15 protein-coding genes are annotated in these 18,896 nt (G+C 43.4%); 7 read left to right on the top strand and 8 right to left on the bottom strand.

Annotated features, from left to right (window positions below; translation table 11 throughout):
• Positions 1-190: 190 nt before the first annotated feature.
• Positions 191-1,504, top strand: coding sequence for an NAD(P)/FAD-dependent oxidoreductase (locus tag ACSAZL_RS01485; protein WP_440946990.1), 1,314 nt, complete (start codon positions 191-193; stop codon positions 1,502-1,504).
• Positions 1,505-2,117: 613 nt separating this feature from the next.
• Positions 2,118-2,387: a DUF3303 domain-containing protein gene (locus ACSAZL_RS01490; RefSeq protein ID WP_440946991.1), complete on the top strand. Its 270-nt coding sequence runs from the start codon at positions 2,118-2,120 to the stop codon at positions 2,385-2,387.
• A gap of 236 nt (positions 2,388-2,623) precedes the next feature.
• Here the strand turns inward: ACSAZL_RS01490 and ACSAZL_RS01495 are convergent, their stop codons facing one another.
• Positions 2,624-4,054, bottom strand: a complete 1,431-nt coding sequence (locus ACSAZL_RS01495) for an aldehyde dehydrogenase family protein (protein ID WP_440948950.1) — start codon at positions 4,052-4,054, stop codon at positions 2,624-2,626.
• A 732-nt stretch (positions 4,055-4,786) separates the two neighbouring features.
• Here ACSAZL_RS01495 and ACSAZL_RS01500 point away from each other — a divergent pair.
• The 3 genes from ACSAZL_RS01500 to ACSAZL_RS01510 all read left to right on the top strand — a co-directional run bounded on the left by ACSAZL_RS01500 (position 4,787) and on the right by ACSAZL_RS01510 (position 9,546).
• Positions 4,787-6,898 (top strand): DUF2298 domain-containing protein, encoded by a 2,112-nt coding sequence (locus tag ACSAZL_RS01500; protein WP_440946992.1) that lies wholly within the window; start codon positions 4,787-4,789, stop codon positions 6,896-6,898.
• Positions 6,899-7,246: 348 nt separating this feature from the next.
• Entirely contained in the window at positions 7,247-8,932 is a 1,686-nt protein-coding gene (locus ACSAZL_RS01505) for a flippase-like domain-containing protein (RefSeq protein ID WP_440948951.1), read from the top strand.
• Positions 8,933-9,189: 257 nt separating this feature from the next.
• The gene (locus ACSAZL_RS01510) at positions 9,190-9,546 is read left to right on the top strand and encodes an ArsR/SmtB family transcription factor (protein ID WP_440946993.1); all 357 of its coding nucleotides are present in this window, start codon (positions 9,190-9,192) and stop codon (positions 9,544-9,546) included.
• A 94-nt stretch (positions 9,547-9,640) separates the two neighbouring features.
• Here the strand turns inward: ACSAZL_RS01510 and nikR are convergent, their stop codons facing one another.
• The 5 genes from nikR to ACSAZL_RS01535 form a co-directional block, all read right to left on the bottom strand.
• A complete protein-coding gene (nikR, locus tag ACSAZL_RS01515; RefSeq protein WP_440946994.1) occupies positions 9,641-10,063 on the bottom strand; it encodes a nickel-responsive transcriptional regulator NikR in 423 nt (140 codons plus the stop codon).
• A 343-nt stretch (positions 10,064-10,406) separates the two neighbouring features.
• Complete coding sequence (ftsA, locus tag ACSAZL_RS01520; RefSeq protein ID WP_440948952.1) at positions 10,407-11,723, bottom strand: coenzyme F390 synthetase; 1,317 nt, start codon at positions 11,721-11,723, stop codon at positions 10,407-10,409.
• Between the two features lie 663 nt (positions 11,724-12,386).
• Positions 12,387-12,716, bottom strand: coding sequence for a carboxymuconolactone decarboxylase family protein (locus tag ACSAZL_RS01525; protein WP_440946995.1), 330 nt, complete (start codon positions 12,714-12,716; stop codon positions 12,387-12,389).
• 49 nt (positions 12,717-12,765) lie between these two features.
• Positions 12,766-13,362, bottom strand: a complete 597-nt coding sequence (locus tag ACSAZL_RS01530) for a hypothetical protein (RefSeq protein ID WP_440948953.1) — start codon at positions 13,360-13,362, stop codon at positions 12,766-12,768.
• A gap of 327 nt (positions 13,363-13,689) precedes the next feature.
• Entirely contained in the window at positions 13,690-14,019 is a 330-nt protein-coding gene (locus ACSAZL_RS01535) for a pyrimidine dimer DNA glycosylase/endonuclease V (RefSeq protein WP_440946996.1), read from the bottom strand.
• A 196-nt stretch (positions 14,020-14,215) separates the two neighbouring features.
• Between ACSAZL_RS01535 and ACSAZL_RS01540 the strand changes: the two genes are divergently transcribed.
• Together ACSAZL_RS01540 and ACSAZL_RS01545 are read left to right on the top strand one after the other, a co-directional pair.
• Positions 14,216-15,187 (top strand): hypothetical protein, encoded by a 972-nt coding sequence (locus ACSAZL_RS01540; protein ID WP_440946997.1) that lies wholly within the window; start codon positions 14,216-14,218, stop codon positions 15,185-15,187.
• A 194-nt stretch (positions 15,188-15,381) separates the two neighbouring features.
• The gene (locus ACSAZL_RS01545; protein ID WP_440946998.1) at positions 15,382-15,864 is read left to right on the top strand and encodes a peroxiredoxin; all 483 of its coding nucleotides are present in this window, start codon (positions 15,382-15,384) and stop codon (positions 15,862-15,864) included.
• A 254-nt stretch (positions 15,865-16,118) separates the two neighbouring features.
• Here ACSAZL_RS01545 and ACSAZL_RS01550 read toward each other — a convergent pair whose 3' ends face one another.
• Together ACSAZL_RS01550 and phrB are read right to left on the bottom strand one after the other, a co-directional pair.
• Positions 16,119-16,352, bottom strand: a complete 234-nt coding sequence (locus tag ACSAZL_RS01550; RefSeq protein ID WP_440946999.1) for a DUF378 domain-containing protein — start codon at positions 16,350-16,352, stop codon at positions 16,119-16,121.
• 968 nt (positions 16,353-17,320) lie between these two features.
• Positions 17,321-18,709, bottom strand: coding sequence for a deoxyribodipyrimidine photo-lyase (phrB, locus tag ACSAZL_RS01555; RefSeq protein WP_440947000.1), 1,389 nt, complete (start codon positions 18,707-18,709; stop codon positions 17,321-17,323).
• Positions 18,710-18,896 lie beyond the last annotated feature (187 nt).

Here is an 18,896-nt window from a genome sequence, read left to right on the forward strand (position 1 = left end):
GTTTAATGTATATATAGCGGTTAAACATATCGATATGCAAAGGGTTTTTTTGTAATTTATAGTTCTACAAGACCTTTTCCTGTAAAAAAAGATTTGGAATCTATCTGTTTTTCCATATAGAAATTACAGGCTGCAAAGCCCAATTCCAAAAATTGGCTTAAAAATTAATGAATTGAGGGAAAAAGTATTTATGAAGATCGCAATAATCGGAAGCGGACTTGCCGGTTTGTCAGCAGGTTACAGGCTCTGCAAATCTAACGAAGTAATCGTTTTTGAAAAAGACCCGGATGTCGGAGGGATGGCAGCAAGCTACTGTCTTGAACACTCCGGAAAAAAATACTTTATTGAAAGGTACTATCACCATATATTCAGAAGCGATTCGGAACTTCTCGCCCTCATAAGGGAACTCGGGCTTGAGAAACATATGCTGTGGCTTGAAGCAAAAAACGCCTATTTCGTGGATGGTAAGAACTATCCCATGAACACTCCTCTTGAGATCTTACACTTTAGTCCTCTTTCCATTCTTGATCTGGCAAAACTTGGCTTTCTAGTCCTCAGGATAAGACTGATTAAAGATACGGTGCCCTATGACCAGATAAAGGCAAAGGACTGGGTTCTGGGTACGGCAGGAAAGTCGGTGTATGAAAACTTTTTTGCCCCCCTTCTGAAAAGCAAATTCGGAGACAATGCCGAAAACGTTTCTGCGGCCTGGCTAATAGGGCGGGTGAAAATAAGGTCGGACAGGGGAAAAGAAGGAGAGAAACTGGGGTACATGAGAGGAGGCTTTAATTCTCTTCTGAATGCCCTGGCTGGGGAAATAACTGCAAACGGGGGAGAGATTCGGACAAATAAGGAAGTAACGGAAATTGTTATCAAAGACAATGCCGTACAGGGAGTTGTAGTGAACGGGGATTTTATAACCTGCGATGCGGTTATTTCAACCGCGGAACCCGCGGTACTGGATTCGATCACCGGAGGCAAGCTGGAACTCCTGCATGATTCTTTAAAAAATATCCGTTATCAGGGGACTGCTTGCGCTTTGATGGGGCTTGACAGAACGCTTATGGAAGATGGGAATTACTGGTTGAATATAAAAGCCGATGTGCCTTTTGGAGCCGTAATCGAACACACCAACTATATGCCTTTTGAAGACTATGGGGAACATCTGGTCTATGTGACATCTTACTTCCAGGACGAAAAGAGTGTTCTCTGGATGCAAAAAGAAGAGGATATTATTGATTCTTATCTTGGAGGGCTCGAAAAAATGTTTCCCGGCTTTTCAAGAGAAGGGGTCCGCTGGACGAAGCTCTACCGCAGAATAGATACCGCCCCTGTATACGAACAGGGCTATCTCAAAAATGTGCTTCCTTTTGCTGCAGGTCCGTCCGGGCTTTACCTTGCAGGCATGTTCTCCTCACCCAATTATCCGGAAAGGAGTCTGAACGGTTCGGTAAAAGCCGGATTTGAGTCCGCAGAACTGCTGACGAAAGAAAAAGGGAATTAAATTCAGGAAAAAATGAGTTAAGAAATTCCACAGGCGCAGGATATATATTTCTACCCCGGAAGTTTTGGTTCCGTGCCGGAAGTTATGGTTCTATCCGGGAAGGTCTGGTCTTCCGCCCTCGCATGATTGGTGTTGTGAGGAAAAAGAACGAGAATTTCTTACCTTTTCAACCTTATTCGCCATCTGATGCGAGTATTGTCTCGAATATTCAGGGATAAATATAAAATCTAAAAAATAAAGCTATATCCATTAATGAGAATATTTAACTTAAAACAATCCCTTCGGACGAACTATTATATAGCCTAAGGGATGATATTATACTGTCTATACCTGCAGAACTTCTTTCTGCATGGGCGCGGTCTTGCCGGATTTGTCACTCATGGGGATTTGAGAGTGACCGATAAGGGGGAGACAAGATAACTTAAAAAATGTTCTGAATTTCTGCCGTAAACCGGCTTTTTGGGGGCACGGGTCATGCCTGTGAGGGATGGCAGAGGGGAACGGATGTTTTCCATTTGAGGCTCTCAAATAAGAACCCGGATGCTGAATAGAGGCTGCCTGAGCTTCCGGGAGGGGTATGGGCGGCATAACAAAGTAAAAGGAGTGGTAAAAGATGTTATTCATGGACGTTAGTACCTGGGACCCTTCGAATCGCGATAAGATCCTTGAACACTTCAAGAAACTGGAAATTCCTGACGGAATTGATGTCATCAACCAGTGGGTTGACCTTTCAGGAAACCGCTATTATATCCTTTACGAAGCAGAAAGTGCCGAGGCTTACGGAGCCTTCAACCTGCCCTGGTCCGACATCTGCGTGATTGACAGTGTCCCGGTGATGGAAGCTTCTGAATTCATGCAGCTTCTGCCCAAGTACAAAAAGTAAGTTGAAATGATCGGACTTCAGTTTACTTAAAGAAATTCGGTGAGCTGGTCGATGAAGGCTCACTGAAGATCTTTATTTCCTATTTTCAAACACGGATCTGTTAACACTCAACTTTACACTTGCCTTAACATTCAGGCTTTTGACATTCAGGTTTTTAATATTATGGTTTTTGACATTCAGGTTTTTAACATTATGGTTTTTGACATTCAGGTTTTTAACATTATGGTTTTTGACATTCAGGTTTTTAACATTATGGTTTTTGTTTCCAGATATTCAGAGAGGGCTTCGGGTCCGTTTTCTCTTCCAAACCCGCTTTCCTTCACGCCTCCGAAAGGAACTTCGGGAGCTATTTTAAGATGCTGATTAATCCATATGATCCCTGCATTCAACTGTTCACATCCCTTTCGTGCCCTGTCTATATTTTTTGTCCAGATGGATGCCCCAAGTCCGTAACGAGTACTATTTGCTTCTTCTATTGCCTCATCCAGATTCTTTACCGTCACTACGGGGAGTAAAGGCCCAAAAACCTCTTCTTTCAAAAACCTGGAGTCTCCGGGTACATCTGAAACAAGGGTGGGTTCAAAGAAGTATCCCTTCTCGGAATCCTTGAATTCAGGCACTTTCCCTCCGGTAATTATCCTTCCTGCACCCTTTTCTTCAATTTCGGCTGTGAGTTCTTTCATATATTCCCACTGGGAACGGTTATTGAGCGGACCCATACTGGTATTTTTGTCCATTCCGTTTCCGATTCTTAAGCTCTTTATTCCTGTTTCAAGCTTTTTTATGAATTCTTCTGCTACGGATTCAAAAACATACAGCCTCTTGACAGCAGTACATGTCTGGCCGCAGTTGTAATACCTCCCTCTCAGGGCTCCGGCAGCAGCGCTCTCGAGGTCAGCATCGTCACACACAAGCATAGGGTCGCTTCCTCCTAGTTCGAGAGTAACCCTTTTCATCCCACGGGCTGCAAGTTCAGCTACACGTTTTCCGGTCCTGGCTTCTCCCGTAAAAGAAATTCTTCTTACATCGGGGCTGCTGACAAGACGTTCTCCTACGGTCTCTCCCGGGCCTGTTACCACATTCAGCACACCTGCAGGCAGCCCGGCTTCTCCAAGGATAGAAGCAAGGGTCAGGTTTGTGAGGGGGGTGTTACTTGCCGGCTTCAGCACAAGAGTATTTCCGGAAATCAGAACCGGGGCGATTTTCCAGCCCATGATCAGGGCAGGCATATTCCAGGGAATTATGGCTGCACAGACCCCGAGAGGTTTTTTTACGGTAAAAGCATACCCGTTTCCCGGAACCTGAATAAAGTCCCCTCGCAGGCTGCCTGCAAGCCCGCAGTAATATTCAAGGACATGGGCAAAGCCTTCGATTTCGTTTCGGGCTTCTGCAAGAGGCTTTCCCTGTTCCTGCGTAAGCAGGGCAGCAAGTTCGTCCTTCCTCTGCCGGGCAATTCCCGCAGCCCTGTAAAGTACTTCTCCCCTCTGCTGTGGAGATGCGGAAGCCCAGCCTGCGAAAGCGGATGAAGCAGCTTCGACCGCCGCAGCCACATCCTCTTCCGTGCCCCGGGGAACCTGTTCGATAAGTTCTCCTGTTGCAGGATTTTTAATCCAGAATACTTCTCCCCCGCCTGCTTCTACAGCTTTTCCGTTGATCTGCATTTTCATAGCTACCACTATTTACAAAGCCCTATTTTAAGCTAACAAAGAGTTTTACAATTTTGGATTAATAGCCTTAAAGGTAAGTAAAAAATAATGGAAGTAAAAAAATATCTTCCTTTTCGATAGGCATATAAGTATATTTACAAATTACATGGTTACGCAGGATATAAGGTACCAATAAGAATACAATGTATGCGTAAGGCAATGTACCAATAAGAATACAATGTATGCGTAAGGCAATGTACCAATAAGAATACAATGTATCAGTAAGTATACAATGTATGCGTAAGGCAATGTACCAATAAGAATACAATGTATCAGTAAGTATACAATGTATGCGTAAGGCAATGTACCAATAAGAATACAGTGTATCAGTAAGTATACAATGTATGCGTAAGGCAATGTACCAATAAGAATACAGTGTATCAATACAAAATCACCGGAAGAAGCAAAAAAGATTTGTAAGGTGCCGATTTTAAACGTCTCAGGGGGGTTTAGAGACTTAAAATCTCTGATAAGGCTGTGCCTCCGGAGACTAGAATCTGGACTCCAGATGTGCTTTTGTCTGTGGATTAAGGTATATCAGGAATGTTATTTCTCGGGATCTAAGTTAGAAGTTTGCTTTACAAACTTCATGTTTTCGGCGGCTAAAAAAGTGAATTTCACAGGCAGGTACAGAGGAAAGTGTCAGATTATCTTCAAGTAATTTTATGGTTTTTTCTTATAGAGCTCCTAGGCTTGCTTTCTATTCCACTTGCTGGAAATGCCGGTAACAGGCTGGCTGACGGGGGCGTTTCGGCAGCAAAAACGCTGGGGATTATCCTTGTCGCTTATTTCTCCTGGATCCTTTCTTACATCTGGGGCTTCAACCGTGCTACAATTCTAATCGCGGTACTTGTTCTTTGCCTGCTGTCAGCTGGTCTTTATTGGAAAAAGAAGATTTTCCCCGAAAGAAGGGTTCTGCTCATCAATGAACTCGTGTTCCTTGCGGGGTTCTTTTTTTTCTTACTCGTACGTGTGCACCTTCCGGAAATATACATGCACGAGAAGTTTATGGACTTTGCCTTTTTAAATGCAGTAATCAGGACTTCCTCTTTTCCACCGGTCGATCCTTGGTTTGCAGGCGGGTTTCTGGACTTTTATTATTATTTCGGGTATCTTTCCGTGGGCGCTCTGGGAAAACTCAGTGCTGTCAAACCTGCCCTTCTTTTTAACCTGGCGATTGCCCTCACTTTTGCTCTTTCCTTCAACCTCTTTTTCGGCATAGGGTATAACCTTACTCATGGGAAAATCCGGTATGGGCTCCTTACGGCAGGGTCCGGGATGCTGCTTGGAAATTTGCAGGGGCTTATAGAATTCGTATCCATGTATGTCCTCAAGGAGCAGGTTTCAAGAGGATACTACTGGAGCAGTTCGAGGGTTATCCCTTTCACGATAAACGAGTTTCCATATTTTACTTTCATACACGGAGACCTGCATTCTCATATGCTTACAATCCCATTTCAGTTACTCATACTGGTATTTCTCCTGAGTATATATTTCAGGAAAAATGAGCACTCAATCTTTGAAAACAGCCTGGCATTTATTACCTTTTCAATAGCTCTGGGTTTCTTGTTTCCGTCCAATTCCTGGGACTTCCCGGTGTACTTCGGCCTGACACTTTCGGTTATCTTTGCATTTTATTTCGGACATTATATTCAGAAGAAAAATTTCTTCGGTTCCATTGCAGGTTTTTCCGGAGCAGTCATTCTCGTTTCTGTCTTCAGCTTCCTGCCGTACTTACCATTTTACCTATCCTTCAGTCCTCAGGCGGCAGAAGGCTTCGATTTCGTCGTGCCGGAATTAAGGACAACGATTGATAAATTCCTTATCCTTTTCGGGCTTTTCCTGTTTTTGATCTTCTCTTTCCTTGTAACCCGCCTTGATTCCAGGAGAAAAATCGGATTTTTTATCCTTCTGGTCGGAGTCTCAGCCCTGTTTTCTGTGATATGGGCTATTCCTCTGCTTGTGGTACTTTTACCCATGCTTGCTCTGTCTCTGTTTTTATTCCTGGGGGATCTTCCGGAAAGAAACTCGACAGGCTTTGTATACCTTCTTATCGCAACAGCAGCCTTCATTGCCATTCTTTGCGAAGTTATTTTTCTTGACGACCCCCTTTCAGGCGAGTATGCCCGTATGAACACGGTTTTCAAATTCTATATCCATTTATGGATTTTCCTTGCTATTGCAGCCTCCTATTCATATTATGAACTTCGTTCCTTTTCCAGAGGAGAGTTCGGAAGTAGAGGGCTTTTGAAGGGGACTTCTGTAAAAAAAGCATGGACAGCTGTACTTGTACTGCTGGTCGTTTCCTGTTCTTTTTTTCCTGTAGTATCAACCTGTACAAGAATAAACGAGATGAATGCCGAACCTTCCCTTGACGGAATGGAATATATGATGGAGCTGGACAGGGGAGATTACAATGCCATAAAGTGGATGCAGGAAAATATTACAGGCTCTCCTGTAGTTCTTGAAGCTGCTGAAGATGATGGCGGTTACAGTTATATGTCCAGGGTCTCTGCAAATACGGGGCTCCCTACAGTCCTCGGCTGGGCAAGGCACGAGCGGTTCTGGGGACGAAATCACAAAGAGGTGGAAAAAAGGGTAAAGGATGTTCGTTCAATTTATTCAACTGGCGATGAAAAGAAAACCATGGAGCTTATGGATAAATATAACGTCAGCTATGTGTATATCGGTAAGCTTGAACGAAAGACGTATTCCGTAAAACTGGATAAATTCGAGAATGAAACCTATTTTGAACCGGTTTACAGGGATACAGTCACAATATATAAATTAAAGAAAGGCACGTAAAAAGGAATATTATAGTTGTCTGTTTCCAGAGAACATCTGGCTCAGGCATAAAAATCGTGGTTTAGCGCCGATATCTCATTTATTTAATTTAGCTCTATATCTCATTTATTTAATGATCTGAACATTGTTTCATAAATACTTTTCATAAATACGCTTCAAAACGGATTTCGTAAATGCATTTTATAAATATAAAAATTTATTCGAATATTTAGAATTGGATATGAAATCGAAGCCAGCATAAAAGTCCTATTAATTTATCATAAACGTTAAGAGGTTGTTCGTATAACCAGCGTCTCGGTAGTTCTGCCCGCTTACAATGAAGCCGCCAGAATAGAAAATACGGTCTCGATAACAGCAGAGACTCTTTCAAAGATAACTGATTCTTTTGAGATCATCATAGCAGAGGATGGGAGCACGGACGATACGGACCGGATAGCTTCCCGGCTGTCGGAACAGTACTCTTATGTCAAACACCTGCATTCCGATGAGCGGCAGGGTAGGGGAAGAGCCCTTAACAGGGCTTTTAAGGCTGCCTCAGGAGAGGTGCTCTGCTACATTGATGTGGATCTTGCAACAGATATGAGCTATCTGGAAAAACTGGTCAGAGCTGTAAGTACGGATGGTTATGACTTTGCCACCGGTTCGAGGATAATGCCCGAAAGCGATGCAAAAAGACCTTTCAAGCGGGAGTTTGCAAGTAGAGGATACAATTCCCTTGTGCGGCTTTTTTTGCACTCTAAACTCTATGACCACCAGTGCGGGTTCAAGGCTTTTAGAAGAGAGGCTCTCTTTGATCTGCTCGACGAAATTGAAAACCAGCACTGGTTCTGGGATACTGAACTGCTGGTCAGGGCCCAATACCGGGGTTACAGGGTCCTGGAGTTTCCTGTATACTGGAGGCACGGAGGGTCAAGCAAGGTCAATTTCGTAAAGGATATTCTTGGAATGGGGTCTGAGGTTTTCCGCCTCTGGTGGGAACTTTTTTTCCCGGGGCTTTTTTCCGGGAAAGGAAAGCTTTTTTTGGCAGCTTCTCTTGCCATTCTGATTCTCGCCCTTGCCGCCACCTTTCTGGGGGCTTCAGATGTCCTGGATAATATAAAACAGGTTTCTCTGGGCACCCTGGTTCTTGCTTCTCTTGTTTATTGCATTTCCTGGCCGCTCAGGGGAGTCCGTTTCCAGCAGATCCTTAAAAGGCTTGGAAACCATTATGGGCTTGGCTTCCTTACGGGAAGCATTTTCATCAGCCAGTCTGCAAACGTCATCCTTCCTGCACGAATAGGAGACCTGAGCAGGATGTATATCCTGAAAAAGAGTAAAGATCTTGCCTTTACGACAAGCCTTTCCTCCCTGACCGTAGAGAGGGTCTTTGACATAATTGCAATTACCTTCATTGCCGCACTTGCTTCTTCAGGGGTAGCTGCCAGGTTTGAACTTGCCTCCTGGATGGGGTCCCTTATCAGGTTTTCAGGGCTCGCGGTTCTCCTTTTCTTTGTGGCTCTTTTTTCATTGTCTTTCAGGGAAGGCCGCATAACAACGAGTGGAGTGGGAAAGGCCTCTTCAGTTTCTTCAGGCGAACCTCTTCATAAAATAAAAGAGTTTGCATCTGTTTTTATCCACCAGATGAGCATTGTTGCTGTCCGTCCCGGAGCGTTTCTCGCAGTGGTCGCTTCCTCTCTCTTTATATGGGGTATGGACATCCTCACCTGTTTTCTGGTCCTGAAAGCCTTTCCGACAGCCGGGGTAGACATGTCTTCTGGGTTTACGATCTCCCTTGTCTTTCTGGCAGTAGCCCTCGGAAACATTGCAAAAACTTTCCCTGTTACTCCCGGGGCTATAGGGACATATGAGGTTGCCCTTACTGCAGTTTTCGGGCTTGGAGGGATCAGGCCGGAACTAGGGTTTACGGTCGCTGTGCTTGACCATATAATAAAGAACTCGATCACATTGCTTGGAGGCGGGCTTGCCCTCTCGGGGCTGGGACTCCGGTGGAGAGAGGTTCTTTCAACGAGCCCGGATACACTGAAAGGAATGTGAAACCCTGAATAGGAAAAACAGTAAAAAAGCGGAAAAATTCTCCCGGATCGAAGGTTAGTTGTTAAACTCCGGTCGAAAACCGTGGGCTATAATAAATATAAGGTAGTTCAAAAATGTAAAGAAGTTAATTTAAGATTGGAAAAAATACTGTAATTTTAGATTGGAGGAAGCAACTGGAAGTTTTAATCCGAGACTTAAATTAAAGACTGCGCGTTTCCTTAATCGATGGCTAAGTGCAAAAAGTCTGAGTGGATGAAATGTCCGAAAAAAAAATAATAGAAGTTAGGGATGCTTATTCCCTGCCGGAAGATGTGCTCGAGGCTGTCCATAAGGCCCTGCATGAAGATGTTGAAGAGATCGTAGGTCTATTCAAGGTTCTTGCAGATCCGACCCGTCTGAGGATTCTCAAAGCCCTCGAAGTCCAGAGCCTCTGTGTCTGTGTCCTTGTCGAAGCTACGGATCAGAAGCACTCTGCACTTTCTTACCACCTCAAGCTCTTAAAGGAAGCAGGGCTCGTGGATTCAAGGAGGGAGCGCAGTTTCCAGATCTACGATCTTACGGAATTCGGAAACCTGCTCCTGAAGCACATCGAAAAACACTTTGAAAAAAATTAAATGAAGATATTGGGGGACTTTTGCTATCCTGGCGTCCTTCAATACTCCCGAGTAATTATTCCTGTCTGCGGATTTGTATTCCGGCAGGATAAAATTAGATTTTTTCGTTCGAAGCTACAGTGGTGAGTTTTGAGAATTTGACTCCTTTAAGGGCCATTATAGCTTCAGCAAGCTCTTTAATCTCTTCGCCGTCTCCATCAAGAACGATTACTTCAAAACAGTTGTCGTGGTCGAGGTGGATATGCACCGAGGATTTTATCAGGTGAGAGTAGTGGTGCTGGATATCGGCAAGGGCATTTGAAAGCCCGCGCTTTGTGTGGTCATATATAACAGCAACAGTCCCTACACGATGACCCTTAATGTCACCCATCCACTCATAGTAAGAAATGTAACTCCTGATGGCGTCCCTTATGCCTTCCGAACGGGAAGAGTAACCTCTTTTTTCAATAATCTCATCAAATTTACCAAGAAGGGTGTCGGGCAGGGAGACCCCTATCCTCATAAGTTCTGTTTCCATCGTATCACCAAGTAATTTATAATTTATCCGAATGATAATACATTAAGTTATTGTAAGTATTACTATATATGTTTTATTCACTTGATCATTAATATAAAAGAGTTGTGCTCATATGTTAATTCATCCCTCAGTATATTAATGTTTGGGAACGATAAAATTTAGCATATATGAAAGGGTTAGGGTGTCCATAGAAAAATATAGGAGGCAAAAATAAATAAAAAACAAACACAAAAGGAAAAGAATTCGCAAAAAATAAATACACAATACAATTTAAAGAAACTTTGTAAGTCCTGAGAAAAAGGATAAAATGTGAATTCTCCTTTCCTCTGTCCGCCTTCCCCGGTTATCGCCTGTCCACAAGCCTCTTTGGCCTTCCCTTGATTTTGTACAGCTCAAGCCCTCCCGGCCCCGTAAAGTTGAAAAGGATCTTGAAAGTGCCGTCTTCATAAGCCCTGGCGAGGGGAGGTTTGTACATAAAAAAAGAGTGGAGGAAGTTTTCCTTTACAATAGTACGGTCACAGGTCTCGGGGTTTTCGCATTCCATACTGATCCTGAGTGCGTTTTCTCCCTCATCTTCTCCCCCATAGAGAAAAGCTTCATACTCCCCTGTCAGGTAGTTCATGTTTTCACTCTGGAAGACACCCCTTTCCACATCAACGCGGTTAAAAGGAGTCCCTTCAACCCAGACGGTTTCTGCCTCTCGCTGGGGAGTGAGAATTTTCATGTGGGTCCTGCCACAGGAGCATGTTTTGCGCGTAAGTACGACAGTCGTGTCATCAGTATCGTAGTTTAAGAGCAGGTTTCCTGCCTTTGCCCCGACAGGCAGGAGCGTGCTCAGGATAACCCTTCCGCAGTCTCCATCAGGCACGAAATTCTCCAGTTGCGGGTCATAAACATCGAGATGGACAAAGTCCTCGGGAACATGCAGCCCTGTGATTTCGCTACATTCTCCGCACATAGTCCCTTCCGTGCTCCCGTAGGTATTGTACACAGGGCAGCCCCAGATTTCCGAGAGATGGTTCCTTGATTCTTCAGCGAAGGCTTCGCCCCCGACAACCAGTTTGTTTACACCCGACTGCTTTGGGTCGATACCCTCAGCCTGCATTCTGCGGGCAAGGTTCAGGAGCTTGAATACACTTCCCACTATGCTTGTAGGTCTGTAAGCTTCAATAACGCGCAGGGGAAAAGTGCACTTGCCCTCAGGGATGATGCTCATGCCCAGCTGCCTGGCAGCAAGGGTCATGGTGTTTGCCCCCACATTCATACCGTAGGAAGCACAGACAACGACCCTGTCTCCGGGCCCGAAGCCCTGGGACCTGAAAATCCGGGCGTATTTTTCTGCGTAGCGTTCCCAGTCCTCCCAGGTAAGGAAAAAGCTCTTTGGGGTCCCGCTTGTGCCGCTGGTTTCATGAATTGTGAAAACATCTTCCCAGCCCACGCTCCTGAACATAAACTCCTTCATCTCAGGGGGCTGGTTTTCCCGGATAGTCTTTCCGGAGATGATTGGTAGTTCAAGGAGGTCCTCATGGGCTTTGATATCTCCAGGGCTTACCCTGTGTTTTTCAAACCATTTTCTGTAAAAAGGAGAATTTTCAGCCGCATATTTTACTGTATAACGCACCCTTTCCTCGATGAGGGCATCGAGTTCTCCCCTGTCCATGGTCTCGATTTCCGGATTAAAGTAAGGTTTTGAGTTTTCCAATTTAAAGCACCCCGGCTGTAGTCTTTAACCATGCAAAAATTTGTAAACCATGTAATAACCTGTTATTTCTGGTTTCAAATATGAATTTGGGCTTCAATTATGAAACAGTTTTGGGCAGGTACACAGCTGTGAGCAGGGCTTAAGCTTCGGGGAAAATCCGTGAAAGGTTCTGCTCATTCGGAAAGAAAAAAATAAGAATTCACGTTTTTAATCTATCAGGCCTCAAATGGTACAAGATATACGCCATCGGCTCTTTTTTGGCCTTTTACCAGCTCACAATGCCTCAGGAGGGCAAACTGGTTTTCGGCTTCCCGGGAGGATATCCCGAATTTTTCGGCAATTGCTTCCTTTTTTACTCCTCCGCTGGAGACGATGAATTCATAAATGGCTTTTTGCAGTTCGGTCAGGCCTTCAGTCCCCTCAAGTCCGGCTTCTTCCCTGAAGATCTTTTTAGAACGGACAGCCCAGGGGTTACATGCCTGGATTTTGTGGTGGCTCTCTATATAGCAGTCCTCACAAAAAACCTGACCTTCTTCTTTGATAATGTCTTCTCCTTCCAGTTTGCATCCGCAGACCGAACACTCGCTTTTTTCTTCTGTAATCTTTTATTCCTCCGAAGTTTCAAACATTCATTTCGTCCAGAATTTTGAGAACAACCAGTGATCCGTAAGCTACAGCAGGTCCTCCTGCCATCACTATTGCAGTGCTGGCAGCTTCCATAATCTCTTCGCGGTTCGCTCCAAGGCTTACAGCCTCAGGAACATGCTTCCAGAGGCAGGGTTCGCACCGCAGGGCAACTGCAATCCCTACCATCATCAGCTCTTTTGTCTTGGCGCTTAAAGCCCCATCTTTGACGACTTCAGAATGAAGTCCCATTAAAGCATTCATCACTCCCGGGAGTTGCCCGGCCATTTCTTTCATCCTTTCGTTCATCTCGGTTTTATCTGTCAACCTCTCACCTCTGAGTGCTTCAGATTACATAAAAATTCTATGCATAAATTTAAGAGTCAAAAGGCACCATGTACATTTCTTCTCCCATTTTTCTCCACTTCAAAAGCTCACAGTGCCGAAGTATTGCAAGCTGGTTCCTGGTTTCCTGCAAGGTGAGCTTGAAAAGCTTCGAGATCTTTTCGGGGGTAGCTCCTCCTTCCTCCTGGATAAAATCATATATTTCTTTTTGCAGTTCGGTCAAGCCCTCAGTTCCTTCTAATCCGTGCTGTTTTCTGAAGAGTTTTTTAGAACGCACTGCAACAGGGTCTGCAAACTTTATTCTCTGGTGCCCTTCCAGATAACAGTCCTCACAGATTGCTCTTCCGTTCTCTTTGATGTATTCGTTTCCCGGAATTTCCTTTCCGCACGCCGGGCACTTTACTGAGTAAACTATGGACTCATTAAGTTCCCTGTTCCCGGCTTTGTTTGTCTTTATAAGGCCATGAAACTCCAGATAACCTACTATTTCGTAAACTGTTGACCTCGATAACCCATATCCGGCTTTTGCTTTCTTTATAACGTCTCGAATATGAAATCCCTTTTCTATATGGGCTTCTTTTATGCATTCAAGAACCCATATTTCTTCTTCATCCAGTACAAGAGTCATTGACATTGAAGTCCCTTTGAAGTACCTTAGATTCTTATCCGGTTCAGAGTAATATTTTGAATATGCACCGTCTTGATACCTTATCTTTCCACTCTCTTACTTCTTTTATAGTTCATTAACAGCTTTTCCAATCATATCCGTTTTGTCTCTCTACATTTCTACTTTCATTATATTAAAAACTATCGACAATTATATATATAATATCCTGAATAATCCGTGATTTGACAAAAATAAAAAAAGTTCTCAAATAAGTCGAGGTGTCTCTCGAAGAAATACGGAATTTGCGGTTTTATGGGTAGTGATCTACAAGTTTCCTGAAGCATACAGTCAGACTCGGCATTCACATCCTCTTTCTTTGAGGATCCGGATCTGTTTTTCATAGGAGTCAACAAACTCGTCCTGCACGGCTTTTCCTGTAGCAAGGGCAGGGTCAAGAGGGGTATGGTGATTATATCCTCTTCTTCCCATTTCTTCCACAAGAGCCTCATGCCTCAGGTAAAGAGCCTTTAATTTTCCTTTCCAGCGCAGGGTCTCTGGATGGTGGGCATAAGCTTTCTTGTTATTGGTTATTATGGACCAAAGGGCGTGCAATTCGCGGTGTTCTCCGAGAAGGTGCTGCCTGCACATATTCTCGGGAGGGATGTCCCAGATTCTCATATGATGAACTTGAAGACATTTCAGAAAGGTCTTTCGGCAGGAAAATTTTAATTTTTTTAAGCCTGAACTTATTAATTCCGAGCGACTATTTCTGATTCTAGATTCTGATACCTATTTACTTGCAACAGGTAAAATATAGTCTATGAAACGGTGGGTGTTAAGATATTCTGTCTTATTGTTTATTCTAATGGCAGGAATGTGTTTTCTGCTAACACCTGTGTTCGCTCATGTTCCTGCCTTTGGAGTTGGAGGCAAAAGTCTTGAAACCGCAACTCCAATCGAAAATCCTGCAAAGTCCAGAGTCCTTTATGGGCAGCTTTCAGGAGGAGACCTTCATTACTACGGTTTTGAGGTAGAAAAAGGAGAAAGAATAGTACTTGGACTGATCGTTCCTGCCGGGGAGGAAAGCCGGGATTTTACTCCTACCATGATTCTTATGGGTCCCGGACTTGCTGATGATGGAGAAATACCTGAGACCTTAGAATTGCCTGAAGGATACGGGGCAATGGTCTTTTCGGGAGAGATGCCTGAAAGCGCAACATACGAAGGCTTCACTCCGGCTGCCTTCTACTCCCTTTCCAGGGCAGACCTCCAGGCTCCGGAAAGTAGCACGTACTATGTAGCAGTGAGTTCTATTGAGAGGGGAGGCAACTATGGGGTTATTCTGGGATACAAAGAAAGGTTTTCCCTTCTCGAGTGGCTGTTAATTCCTCTGACCCAGATCAAGACTTACCTCTGGGAAGGACAGAGCCTGCCTTTTATTTTCTTTCCTCTGGGATTAACGCTTGCAGCCGGGATTCTGGTAATTTCAATTAAAAAAGAAGCTGCAGCCGGGTTTAATCCGGCGCGATGGTCAGGCCTTTTTGCAGGACTTTTCTTTCTGGGCACAGGCCTATCCTCCATATTCCAGATGCTTTTTTCACTGAGCAGAAGCTCTTATTCTCCCGAAGTAATCATTACGGTCTTTCTGGCACTTGCCGGTGTCGGGCTTGGACTTGCGGCTCTTATTCTTAGTCTGAAAGATGAAAGGTACGGCACAAAATCCTCACGAAAACAGTTTTACTTTTTCGGGCTCGGACTTGCAGGGCTTCTACTCTGGGCAGGCTGGTTTATGGGGCCTGTTCTGGCGTTTGAAGCGGCGGTTCTGCCCTGGAGGAGAAAAAGCTGAAATGAAGGCAGGGGCAATAAAAGCTATAATGGGGCAACAAAAGCTATAATATAACTAAAGTACGAATAATAATACATAGAAAATATAACCTGTATGATCAGATTAATTTCCGTAATCAGATTAATTTCTATAATTTTTAAAGATTTATTTAGTAACCGCATATAAGCGGCATGGACTTACCAGGGGGAAAAAATATGGCAAAGACATCGCTGGAATCAGGGCAACTTGCACCTGATTTTTGCCTTCCGGATCAGGAAGGGAATCGGACATGCCTTGAAAACCTCAGAGGTAAATGGGTAGTCCTGTACTTTTATCCGAGGGACAACACTCCGGGCTGCAGCCTGGAAGCCAAAAACTTCAGCTGCCTGAAAAAAGATTTCGAAGCTGAAAATGCGGTGATTCTGGGAGTCAGCAGGGATAGTGAGGAATCTCACAGGAAATTTATAGAAAAGAAAGAACTCAAAATAAAACTGCTTTCTGACGAGCAGGCGGAAGTCCACGGAAAATATGATGTTCTGCACCCAAAACACTTCAGGGGCAAGGATGTTATAAGCGCTGTCCGGACAACTTTCCTTATCAATCCGGAAGGAAAAATTGTAAAGGTCTGGAACAACGTTAAAGCTACAGGACATGCCGAAAAGGTGCTTTCTGAACTGAAGAAATTAAAAGAGAAGTGAAATAAGAATAAGTTATAAAGTAAATATCAGTAAAATTACACGCATCAAAATTTGTTTATATGTAAAACCTGAGATTTAGTTATAATCGAAAAATTAGATTAAAAATGAAGATAAAAGAAATAAGAATAGAATTTTTAAACAGAAAAAATAACCTTCTCTTAATTTTATATCATCCAGCCTTTTAAAATAATTATAGCTGGTTTAGGTCCTTTCACAGTGTTATACTGGAAAGGAACTTTCCTAATCTTTTTTGCTTAGTGACGTACTGCGGTCTCATGAGTCTGATACGTTTCGGCTCTTACAGTGAAATAGATCATATAAAGCGCTGCAAGCCCGACAAGTATGTAGATAATTCTCGAAAGAGTACTTCCTACCCCGAAAATAGCATCTACAAGGTTATAATCAAAGAGTCCTACAAGCCCCCAGTTTAATCCGCCCACTATAACAAGTATAAGGGCGATCAAGTCTACTGGATTCCTTACTGCCATAAGTATCACTCCCCTTTTACTTTATTTCCCGTAAATCCATGATGGGAGAAATATAAAAATCCCAATATTAAAATTGGATTTACTTGTATTTATATGTGACTAATTTCAAAATTGGAGCCTTTTAGGGAAGAAAATAAAAAATAAAATAATAATTAGTCATTTTGGAACAGGGATTTTTTATTTTTAAAGCCCTCTTCTAACCGGATATTATAAAAGCAGCGTTGGATTTTAATACTTTGCTAAAAAATATTAATGATTTACTTATCCTCTCGTCGAATCTGGTGGGCGGGTTTTTCACCTCCTGCCCATGTTAAATAATCCCTTCATGAAAGCCTACGGGCGAGTGTCAGAGAGCACCAAACACACCGGATACTAAATATATAGAAACTACATAAAAAATTAAGTTCACAAATACTTTACCAGCTTTATAGTCAGAATTAGCTTGATATTCATTTTCATATAGCTCAACGTATAATCTGTAAGCTATTGATTTCCGATTCCAATTATCAATTAACACACAAAATGCTCCTACTAACATAATAAGAAAGCTAGCTTTTGTTGCTAAATTAACAACGGCCGGATAACTCTTTATTATTAAGAAAGTAAGTATAATGCCGTCAAGACCTATGAAATACTTGTAGTAATTATCTAAAGAAAAGTAACTCCGATTCATGCTTGTACACCGTATAAATTCCTTTAATTAAAATAAAAACATTAAGATAAATATTAACTTAATGCTTCAATGCGAATTATGTTTACCTGCTGATTGGTATATTCAAAGGTCAGTTCATCTAAAGAAATAGATCCATTTTAATTCCTGTCTCTGGTATCTGGTGAAACGCTTCAATTATCTGGGAAAAGCTCAAATTTAAGCTTTAATAAGCCCGTATACATATCGATAAAAGTTAATATCTTAGTATACGACGTAAAAAAACTGGCAGAAATTATCTGGATAAAATTGAGGGTTTCTACAGAGCTGAATATTTTGCAATATATAATTTGACGTCGAATTTCCTTTTGCAGCCCTCATAACTCATATATCTGATTTTTCCTGTCACTTCTCTTTCCCTCCAGGCTCGATCATGAACGCCTCCTATACTCCAGGCAATTCCGGCATAACCATTGGGATCCCTTCCATCCAGCTCGTATCTATCGTTCAGGCAGATTGCAATTTCAAGGGCTTTTTCGGGAGATTCGCTCCATTCAAGAATCTTTTTTGCCCAGTACATCCGCATATAGCTGTGCATTTTTCCGGTACGGAGCAGTTCCAGCTGGCTCGCGTTCCAGAGGGGGTCGTGTGTCTTTCCGGCTTCGAAATCTTCAAGGATGTAGATACACTTTCTCCGGTCATCCCGGTGTGCATTCAGGGACTTCTTTGCCCAGCCGGGAAAACTCTCAAAGCTGTCATACTCGGGGTTGTAATAACAGAAGTTGTCTGCAATCTCTTTCCATACAAGGATCTCGTCCAGAAAAGCTTTCTTTGATTCGGGGTCACTTTTTGTTTTTTCCACTTCAAGCACGACCCTCTGCGCCGAGATCTGCCCAAAATGGAGGTAAGGAGAGAGGTTTGAGAGGGCGTTCTTTGTCGGGTCGTTCCGCAACGTGTTGTAAGAATCAAGCCTCTCTGCAAGAAAACTCTCCATTACCTTCCTTGCAGCTTTTTCTCCGGGTTCGAAATGCTCGGGCTCAAAGAGCAAATCCTTATTATTGCCGGCGATTCCCTTCGGAAACAGGGCTTTGATTCCGGTTTCCCGTCTCCTGGATAAAAATCCCGGCATACCGGTGCCTGATCGGATTTTCAAAGATTCGGAGTTTGGCTCAAGTTCCGGAAATTCCTCCAGAAACTCGGGGAGGTGCCCATAGAGTTTCGGGCGAAAAGTATGTGCAGCGTACTCCTGCTTTGGTGAAGCTTCCCAGCAGGGCACTACATTGTGGGCATCAACCTCAAAAAACGGAATTTCGATTTCAGGAATAATTTTTTCTACCCATTCAGCCTTTATTCGAAGAGGGCTGAAATCAGTAATAAGAGTCCCGACCTCATACTCTTTTACAAACTCAGGGATTTTTTGTCCCGGGTCTCCTCGCAGAAAGAAAAAAGGAATCTTTTTTCGGGAAAGGGCTTCTTCAAGTTCCTGCAGCCCTTTGAGCATAAATTCGTAATGTCTTCTCCCGGCTCCCAGAAACCCTTCAGTCAGACAGAAAACCACGACTAGAGTCACATCAGCCTCCTGTGCTATTGCCCGCGCAAAGAGCAGGGCCCAATTGTCCTCAACCCTCTGGTCGCGGCTCACCCAGTAAGCAACAGGCCCGCCCCCTGGTTCCCCCGGTTTGAGAGTCCGGATGCGTTTAGGGTTCATAAGCAGTTTTTGAGTTCCGGGGTATATAGAACTAACATTAGAATAACGAAAATAGAAATTATATGAAAATAGAAATCATGCCCGGAAAGAGGCTCTATTTTAGAATTAAGTAACCGGTGCCTGAATGGGACAAACCAGCTCAAAAGGTTTAGCACTGTCTTAGAATGACTAAAATTCAGTTCAAAAA

Origin of the sequence: Methanosarcina mangrovi (assembly GCF_052057765.1) — an archaeon.
Taxonomy (GTDB): domain Archaea; phylum Halobacteriota; class Methanosarcinia; order Methanosarcinales; family Methanosarcinaceae; genus Methanosarcina.

Bases quoted from the DNA above. Each gene is read 5' to 3' on its own strand.
- ACSAZL_RS01485 (WP_440946990.1), top strand. From the start codon at position 191: ATGAAGATCGCAATAATCGGAAGCGGACTTGCCGGTTTGTCAGCAGGT.
- ACSAZL_RS01490 (WP_440946991.1), top strand. From the start codon at position 2,118: ATGTTATTCATGGACGTTAGTACCTGGGACCCTTCGAATCGCGATAAG.
- ACSAZL_RS01495 (WP_440948950.1), bottom strand. From the start codon at position 4,054: ATGAAAATGCAGATCAACGGAAAAGCTGTAGAAGCAGGCGGGGGAGAA.
- ACSAZL_RS01510 (WP_440946993.1), top strand. From the start codon at position 9,190: ATGTCCGAAAAAAAAATAATAGAAGTTAGGGATGCTTATTCCCTGCCG.
- nikR (WP_440946994.1), bottom strand. From the start codon at position 10,063: ATGGAAACAGAACTTATGAGGATAGGGGTCTCCCTGCCCGACACCCTT.
- ftsA (WP_440948952.1), bottom strand. From the start codon at position 11,723: ATGGACAGGGGAGAACTCGATGCCCTCATCGAGGAAAGGGTGCGTTAT.
- ACSAZL_RS01530 (WP_440948953.1), bottom strand. From the start codon at position 13,362: ATGACTCTTGTACTGGATGAAGAAGAAATATGGGTTCTTGAATGCATA.
- ACSAZL_RS01535 (WP_440946996.1), bottom strand. From the start codon at position 14,019: ATGAGAATCTGGGACATCCCTCCCGAGAATATGTGCAGGCAGCACCTT.
- ACSAZL_RS01540 (WP_440946997.1), top strand. From the start codon at position 14,216: ATGTGTTTTCTGCTAACACCTGTGTTCGCTCATGTTCCTGCCTTTGGA.
- ACSAZL_RS01545 (WP_440946998.1), top strand. From the start codon at position 15,382: ATGGCAAAGACATCGCTGGAATCAGGGCAACTTGCACCTGATTTTTGC.
- ACSAZL_RS01550 (WP_440946999.1), bottom strand. From the start codon at position 16,352: ATGGCAGTAAGGAATCCAGTAGACTTGATCGCCCTTATACTTGTTATA.
- phrB (WP_440947000.1), bottom strand. From the start codon at position 18,709: ATGAACCCTAAACGCATCCGGACTCTCAAACCGGGGGAACCAGGGGGC.